Genomic DNA, 6,663 nt, shown 5'->3' with positions numbered 1-6,663 from the left:
GAGACATCAGCCATTACCTGATGCATCGCTACAACTGGATCAGACCGCATCAATTCAACGACGGGCTGCCGCCTGCGGTGGCCGAAGAAAAACTTAACCCACTGTCCGGGATGGGTTGACCACTACATTGAAAACTCACCGAAGTTGACCTGAGCGTCTTCGAAGTCGCGCTTATGGTGCCAACGATGGACCTCAGCAACCCCTAGCACATGCCGCAGCCAACCCACGCTGTAGTCCAGGTTCGAATGCTGAAAGGCCAGATGGACGGTTAGGATCCCAAACCACGTTGCGACTACGGCAGACGGAGCTCCAGATATGAGCAAAACCACCAGCCCCGGCCCGGCCATCAACGCCGCATGCAGAGGATGTCGACGTTCTCCGTTCATCCAGTAGAGCCGCTCAGCGCTGTGATGGATCATGTGAAAGCGCCACAGCCAATGCACCCGGTGGCTGATGCGGTGCATCACATACAGGCTCAAGTCGAGCACGGCGGCGACTAGTAGCAATTGCAGCCACAATGGGCTCTCGATCGGAAAGAGCCGAACCGAAGCCGGTACCGCATCGCCTAACTTAGCCAGAAATTCTGCAGTAAATTGAATGACAGACAGGTTCACCAGCATGTGCAGCAGATCCGTCAGGGTGTCCTGATGATCTTCCAGCCAGGCTCGCCGAAAAGGCTGGATGCGCTCCAAGCCAGCAATGAGTAGCAGCCCCGCCGCGGCGACTATGGGTGTGGTGGGCCAATACGGTATACCTGCATACAGCGCCCAAATCATGAAGGAGGCACAGCCGCCAAACACAAGTGGATAGCTCAGCCACCGTATGGCGAATCGCAAGGGAATAGACATCGCTCAGCTCCTGAGTAGGGAGCCATGACTGTATGTGGGAAGGTCCGCTTTCGGCTTGAACGAAAGAGCTACGACCCCTGAAGATCGACTTCAGCCAGGGCGGAGGAAGGATCGATGCCCAGCAGTGCCCGGAATGTCCGGGAGAAATGTGCCGAGTCAGAAAAGCCCGCCTCATGGGCCGCTTCAGTGAGTAGACCCCCTTTGGCTAGGTGCTGTAGGGCTTGTGTGAGACGTAACCATTTCGCATAGCTGCGCAGCGGCAAGCCTGTCTGTTCCACGAACCAATGGGAAAACCGTGTAGGGGATAAATGCACCAACGCGGCCATTTCTTCGCGCCTCATTTGGCCTCTATGCAGCGCTTCAATCACCTTTGTCAAGCGAGGATCTGGAATCGGTGGATCGGGTAGCCGCAGTGCCTGGCGCACCCCCGCCCTAACCTGGAGTGCGGTGTGTCCTGTCTCGCGCAGCACGTCGATAATCGCCAATACGTCCGTCGGGGCGATCACAATCACTCTCGCTTCTTCGGTACCCCGCATACGCATAGTTGGGGCTTCATCGGATAGTGCATCCAGATAGATCGACAGAACTCGTCCAGCACTAAGTCGGTGTTTCAGGCCCGCGGCTATGAAGATGGCTGCCCCTGTTTGAATGCCCAACGGGGTTTCAACCGATACAGGTGAGTCGAGGCCCACTGAAATCTGATGCGCCTGATGGTGGTGCCACTCCTGGGGGCCGGCACGGCCATGAAAGATGCCGATGCCGGGCCCTACCCAGGCCTTGCCTGTCCAGCGCACCGTATCCGTTGAGGGCGAGCCTTTCATTCTTTGACTCGGCCAGCTTCCGCATTTGGGCTCAGCAAACTGCTCAGGATCAACATGGCGGCACCACCGACGATGCCGATATCAGCCAGGTTAAACGCAGGCCAATGCCAGGACTGCCAGTAAAAATCCAAGTAGTCGATTACATGGCCTCGAAATGCGCGATCAATCAGATTCCCAACTGCCCCGCCCAAGATAAGGCTATAGCCTAAGGCTTCGCTGTTGGCTCTGGTTTTACGCAATACCAGAGCCAGCACCATCGAAACGACCAGAGCTATAACGATGAAGAAGTAACGCTGCCAACCGCCCGCGTCAGCCAGGAAGCTGAACGCTGCACCGGTATTCCAGAAATGAACCAGATTGAAAAACGGGGTGAGAGGAGTCACGGTGCCGACCGGGAGCGAACCCGTGATTGCGCTCTTCAACGCTTGGTCGGCCGAGGCAATGGTCAGCGATAGCATCCACCAGAACCAGGGAGCAACAAAAAGTAACCTTCTAGGAGACGAGCTCATCGCGTTTCTCCTTGAAGAAGTCTCTGCAGCTCCGGTGAGATGGGCATCGGCGCAAAAGCACTGACCCTGGCGCGTCCGCTGTTTCCGAGCGGCACCCAGATCTTCGAGAACAGCAGGGCCGCTATGATTCGCGGTACTTGGCTGAGCACCTCCCGAAAGTCGCGCAACTGCCAGCCAGCCCTTAGCATCAGCCAATGGCTCTGAGCATGAAGAATAGGCATTCGCTGGTTCAATATGTGGGCTCGCTCCAGCCAGGAGAAAGCCTCGGTTGGCGTCTGTTCTTTGAGTGCTTTCCTCGCTTGGTAGAAGGCCTCATCGATGGCAATGCGGAGAGCGGTATTCATCTGGATCTCACTTACGCAGCAGATGGCCTAAGTGAACACCCTATAGCCGCTATAGGGTCAAGCGCTATGGATTGAGGCGACGCGAAAAATGACTTGAAGCCGAAATCATAAAAGAGGTTTGTCGCCCCCCAGCAGGCCCGAAAGTATCCCGCAGTCCAGGCTTTGTCGTCCGTTATCGCAGCAGCCCCGCAACGTCACCAGTTGGCTTTCCAAGACCTGCAAGGACGCAATCTGGTTCCTGACCTGGGAGATATGTCTATCAAGGAGCTCATTGACCGCAACGCAGGGTTGCTGCGGCTGTTCTTGGTAGCTCTGCAAAACACCAATTTCTTCCAGTGACATGCCAAAAGAGCGGCATCGACGAATGAACAGCAGTTTGTCCGCATGGTCTGCTTTATAGGTTCGATAGCCATTGTCCTCGCGCTTAGGCGGTGGAAGCAGTCCCTGACGTTCGTAAAAACGAATCGTCTGAATGTCCACTCCCGCCTGCTGTGCAAGTTGGCCGATGCGCATGGTCTGCCCCTCGATAAAAAAGCCAGTATATCCACGCTTGACCCTATAGCTGCTACATGGTTTTTAATCGATAGAATCAAGTCCTAAAAGGAGAGGCGAATCATGAGTTCTTGTGATAAATCCTGTGGTTGTGGCCCTGAGGCGGCAACCACTGAAGCGGCAACCGCGCCTTCGAATGAAGGGACTTGGGTCAGCAGTTTTTCTGTGCCCAAGATGGATTGCCCTTCAGAAGAGCGAATGATGCGGCTCGCGCTCAATGGCTTGCCTGAGCTCAATTCGTTGTCCTTTGATCTGAGCAGCAGACAGGTACGCGCTTTCCATGACGGTCCGGTTGACCAGATCGCGACCAAGCTGGAGTCGCTTGGTTTAGGGGCAACGCTTCTCGGCACTCAACCGGCCAGCCAGGAAGCAGCTTCGACCAATAGCGCCAGTGAAGAGCTGACTGCTTCCAAGGAGGCCGGCACGCTCAAAATCCTGCTCGGTATCAATGCCGCGATGTTTGTCATCGAGTTGGGCGCGGGCTTGATCGCTCAGTCGACGGGCCTGATCGCCGACTCGCTGGACATGTTTGCTGATGCAGCCGTCTATGGCCTGGCTCTCTTTGCGGTCGGTCGAGCTGCGCAGCTGCAGGTTCGCGCTGCGCACCTGGCGGGTATCGTCCAGATCGTATTGGCTCTGGGGGTACTCGTGGAGGTGGTTAGACGCTTCATGTATGGCAGCGAACCTGAGTCGATGCTGATGATGGGGATTGGCTTATTTGCACTCGTCGCGAACGCCAGCTGTCTGTTGATGATCTATGGCCATCGCGAAGGCGGTGCACACATGAAAGCGAGTTGGATTTTTTCGGCCAACGATGTGATCGCGAATATTGGCGTTATCGCCGCCGGAGCTCTGGTGGCGTGGACAGGTTCTCCCTATCCAGATTTGGTGATTGGTACCGTCGTTGGCCTCATCGTACTGAACGGTGCGCGTCGAATCCTGGCATTGAAAGCCTGACCAGCCGGATCGACAGCCACTCCCATTTTCCCAAACAGAGACGCGTAGCTTGTGACTGACGTTGATACGACTGAGATAGAACAGTTGATGGCTGGATTGAGCGGCAAAATTGCCGAAGGGCATGCAGCCCAAAGTTGCGATGCAGCTTATGCTGTTTATTTGGAGCTTGAGGCGCTTCGTGAACAATTCGCACCCAAGCCTGATGTGAATAGAACCCGTACAAAAGCCGGGGTGGAGAAAGCCTTGGAGCAAGCCAGCCAGAAGGCTTGGCGACTGTATGAGGCCTTTCACCTTGAAGTGCAGTATGACTTAGAATGGGCGAGCGGCTGCACTACGAGGACGCTTAGAAATTCTTGAAAAAGATGAGAAGGCGCCGCATGGGCCACGGGTGAGGCCCCGCCGAAACGAAGCCATTGTGCCATTAAGAATGGCCGCTATGCAGCATCGAACGGTCAGATGGATGCCTGTCGTTTTTCGCTTTGGCGATGGCAGCTTGCTTCGCTACGATCAACGCTCCACAGGTACTCGGCTGGGTGGTGAAAGACCCAATGCTACCAGCGATTCGTAGTAGTCTAGCGCCGATCTGCCACAAGATCAGAGCTAGGCATGGGTGCGTGCTGAACGACATAAGAAGCAAAATCAGTTCGCGAGGCGAATCCAGGCTGCCCAGTTATTCCGTTCCGCTGTAAATGATAGCCTTGCATGCTTTGGGAAATTGGCCCCAAGGCGTCGGCCTCCAGCGTATCCCCAATCATCGCGATAGCGGAAGCGTCGCAGCCAAGCCGCTCTACGACTTGATGGTAGATAGCAGGCTCCGGCTTTATCGCTTCGATCTCGAAGCTCGTACACGTCGAACGTGGGCAGCAGTAGCTTGGCTGGGATCGCATAAGGCGCCGCCAGGTTGGAACACAGCGCGAGTTCAGGCCGGGTTCCTTAAGCTGAGTTAGCGTTCCAGGGGGTCGAAAAGGCGAACACGTACCAGTTCGATGAAAAGGTCCTTTCAAGGCTAGCCAACTCAGAGCGGCTCAACTGCGCGCTGAAATAAGCGGCGGCTCCAGCCAGGCCCAAATTTCGAGGCATCAGAGTTCGGGGTCATCCGGCCTTGGTGTTTTGCCGTGCAGCCGCAGGTGCTGCATCAGTTGGCGGAAGGGATGGCGACGCCCACCTAACTGAAGAAGCGTGCCAAACACATCGAAAACTACTGACTGTATCATGCCGTTACCTCTACCGTTAGAGGCCGCGCGCCTAGAGACCTGTGAGGTCTCGATTGGAGAGGTGCAGGTATTTCTAAAGGGCACTGCTGCACCGGTACCGCTTCAAGATACCGCTCACTCGCCGCATATTCTTCGTAAGGAAAAATCATGCCTGTCAAAGCAGTTATCTTCGATGCATTCGGGACCCTGCTGAGGATCCAGGATGGAAGACATCCTTACCGGCAATTGTTGACTATTGGTAGAGCGAATGGGCGCCGGCCCAGGCCTGATGATGCGAGCGTTCTGATGGAGAGTCGGATGACATTGACTCAAGCCGCAGCGCACCTCGAAATTCCAGCGAGTCCAGAAGAGCTTGCGTTTTTAGAGCGGGTATTGGTGCAGGAGATTGCTGGGATAGAGCCTTATCCCGATGGGCCTCCGGCTGTTAAGCTGCTTCAGCGCATGGATGTTCGCGTTGGCGTTTGCTCAAACTTGGCGTATCCATACCGAGAAGCCGTTTTACGCTGTTATCCCGACTTGGATGCCTATGCGTTCAGCTGCGATCTTGGCGTAATGAAGCCGGATCCAGCAATTTATCGTTGGTCATGCAACCAGCTAGGTGCTGAGCCGGGCGCGACATGGATGGTTGGCGACTCCATGCGATGCGATCGAGACGGACCTGAAGCAGCCGGCATCCGGGGATTCTTCCTCGAAAGAGCCAATACCAGCGGCGATTACACCGAGCTTGAAAGCTTTGCGGTAGCTGCGCTGACACTAGAAACGTAGATTTAAAAGTTAAGAGATTCGCAGGTAGCGGAGCTAGCGTGCCCAATCGGCTGCTATCACCAGACGCGAAGCGAGCAGTTCAGAATCAGGACGTTGGCTAGGCTGGGTCCTCGAACACCGTACCTCTCTAGCTAAGCACTAGCCGGAGATTTGTCCGCAATGCCCTTCCGAGAAAGCACCTAAACCATGACGGCGGTTTCGCAATGTCTAGCAAGTTTTGGCGGTTTAGCTGCTTCCGCTATATCTGGTTATAACCGCCTATAACTCACTTGATCGTAACCGTCCGGCCAACCCGTCTTGCACCAGACGGCTTATTGGGGAAATTGTCGACGCAAGGCTGGGTTTCCTCGCCAAACAAGGCTTGGTATCACCTTACGTTCCCTACATTGACACTGCCAAATCGCCCGTCACCCCTACCTCTTGCGGCTATTTCGGTAATTGGCAATTGACCGTCAAACTCAAGTCCATTGATTGACACAAACTCGCGCCAATCAAGAGCAGGTTTGACGGGGGTATCAGAGCAAGCTGTAGTGGTCTACTGATCCCGGACACCGATTTAGGCGAAAATCCTCGCCATCAAGAGGTGTTCGATGAGCAAGCAACGACGTACGTTTTCCGCCGAGTTCAAACGCGAGGCTGCTGCCTTGGTTCTG

Annotated in this window: 9 protein-coding genes; 3 read left to right on the top strand and 6 right to left on the bottom strand. The window is 55.2% G+C overall.

Annotated features, from left to right (window positions below; all coding sequences use genetic code 11):
* Positions 1-122 precede the first annotated feature (122 nt).
* The 5 genes from BHD08_RS22725 to cadR form a co-directional block, all read right to left on the bottom strand.
* Positions 123-848, bottom strand: coding sequence for a sterol desaturase family protein (locus BHD08_RS22725; RefSeq protein WP_125025218.1), 726 nt, complete (start codon positions 846-848; stop codon positions 123-125).
* Positions 849-916: 68 nt separating this feature from the next.
* A complete protein-coding gene (locus BHD08_RS22720) occupies positions 917-1,669 on the bottom strand; it encodes an AraC family transcriptional regulator (RefSeq protein ID WP_256678777.1) in 753 nt (250 codons plus the stop codon).
* On the bottom strand, positions 1,666-2,178 hold the full coding sequence (gene lspA, locus BHD08_RS22715) for a signal peptidase II (protein WP_125025216.1): 513 nt from the start codon (positions 2,176-2,178) through the stop codon (positions 1,666-1,668). The genes BHD08_RS22720 and lspA overlap by 4 nt, the downstream gene beginning before the upstream one ends.
* The gene (locus BHD08_RS22710; RefSeq protein ID WP_003291514.1) at positions 2,175-2,522 is read right to left on the bottom strand and encodes a DUF3703 domain-containing protein; all 348 of its coding nucleotides are present in this window, start codon (positions 2,520-2,522) and stop codon (positions 2,175-2,177) included. The genes lspA and BHD08_RS22710 overlap by 4 nt, the downstream gene beginning before the upstream one ends.
* 105 nt (positions 2,523-2,627) lie before the next feature.
* Positions 2,628-3,035 carry a Cd(II)/Pb(II)-responsive transcriptional regulator gene (gene cadR, locus BHD08_RS22705; RefSeq protein ID WP_125025214.1) on the bottom strand — a complete coding sequence of 136 codons (408 nt, stop codon included), beginning with the start codon at positions 3,033-3,035 and terminating at the stop codon, positions 2,628-2,630.
* Positions 3,036-3,137: 102 nt separating this feature from the next.
* Between cadR and BHD08_RS22700 the strand changes: the two genes are divergently transcribed.
* Both BHD08_RS22700 and BHD08_RS22695 read left to right on the top strand, forming a co-directional pair.
* Complete coding sequence (locus BHD08_RS22700; protein ID WP_177412714.1) at positions 3,138-4,031, top strand: cation transporter; 894 nt, start codon at positions 3,138-3,140, stop codon at positions 4,029-4,031.
* Between the two features lie 51 nt (positions 4,032-4,082).
* Positions 4,083-4,388, top strand: coding sequence for a hypothetical protein (locus BHD08_RS22695; RefSeq protein ID WP_003279614.1), 306 nt, complete (start codon positions 4,083-4,085; stop codon positions 4,386-4,388).
* A gap of 215 nt (positions 4,389-4,603) precedes the next feature.
* Here BHD08_RS22695 and BHD08_RS23315 read toward each other — a convergent pair whose 3' ends face one another.
* Entirely contained in the window at positions 4,604-4,918 is a 315-nt protein-coding gene (locus tag BHD08_RS23315) for an HAD family hydrolase (protein WP_232106519.1), read from the bottom strand.
* 474 nt (positions 4,919-5,392) lie between these two features.
* On the opposite strand from BHD08_RS23315, the gene BHD08_RS22685 reads away from it, so the two are divergent.
* Positions 5,393-6,010, top strand: a complete 618-nt coding sequence (locus BHD08_RS22685; protein ID WP_125025212.1) for an HAD family hydrolase — start codon at positions 5,393-5,395, stop codon at positions 6,008-6,010.
* Positions 6,011-6,663 lie beyond the last annotated feature (653 nt).

Source organism: Pseudomonas sp. SCT (assembly GCF_003864275.1).
GTDB lineage: Bacteria > Pseudomonadota > Gammaproteobacteria > Pseudomonadales > Pseudomonadaceae > Stutzerimonas > Stutzerimonas stutzeri_AE.
Note: the sequence above shows the minus strand (reverse complement) of the source record. Positions and strands in the feature narration are given on the sequence as shown.

Bases quoted from the DNA above. Each gene is read 5' to 3' on its own strand.
- BHD08_RS23315 (WP_232106519.1), bottom strand. From the start codon at position 4,918: ATGCGATCCCAGCCAAGCTACTGCTGCCCACGTTCGACGTGTACGAGC.
- cadR (WP_125025214.1), bottom strand. From the start codon at position 3,035: ATGCGCATCGGCCAACTTGCACAGCAGGCGGGAGTGGACATTCAGACG.
- BHD08_RS22725 (WP_125025218.1), bottom strand. From the start codon at position 848: ATGTCTATTCCCTTGCGATTCGCCATACGGTGGCTGAGCTATCCACTT.
- lspA (WP_125025216.1), bottom strand. From the start codon at position 2,178: ATGAGCTCGTCTCCTAGAAGGTTACTTTTTGTTGCTCCCTGGTTCTGG.
- BHD08_RS22685 (WP_125025212.1), top strand. From the start codon at position 5,393: ATGCCTGTCAAAGCAGTTATCTTCGATGCATTCGGGACCCTGCTGAGG.
- BHD08_RS22720 (WP_256678777.1), bottom strand. From the start codon at position 1,669: ATGAAAGGCTCGCCCTCAACGGATACGGTGCGCTGGACAGGCAAGGCC.
- BHD08_RS22700 (WP_177412714.1), top strand. From the start codon at position 3,138: ATGAGTTCTTGTGATAAATCCTGTGGTTGTGGCCCTGAGGCGGCAACC.
- BHD08_RS22710 (WP_003291514.1), bottom strand. From the start codon at position 2,522: ATGAATACCGCTCTCCGCATTGCCATCGATGAGGCCTTCTACCAAGCG.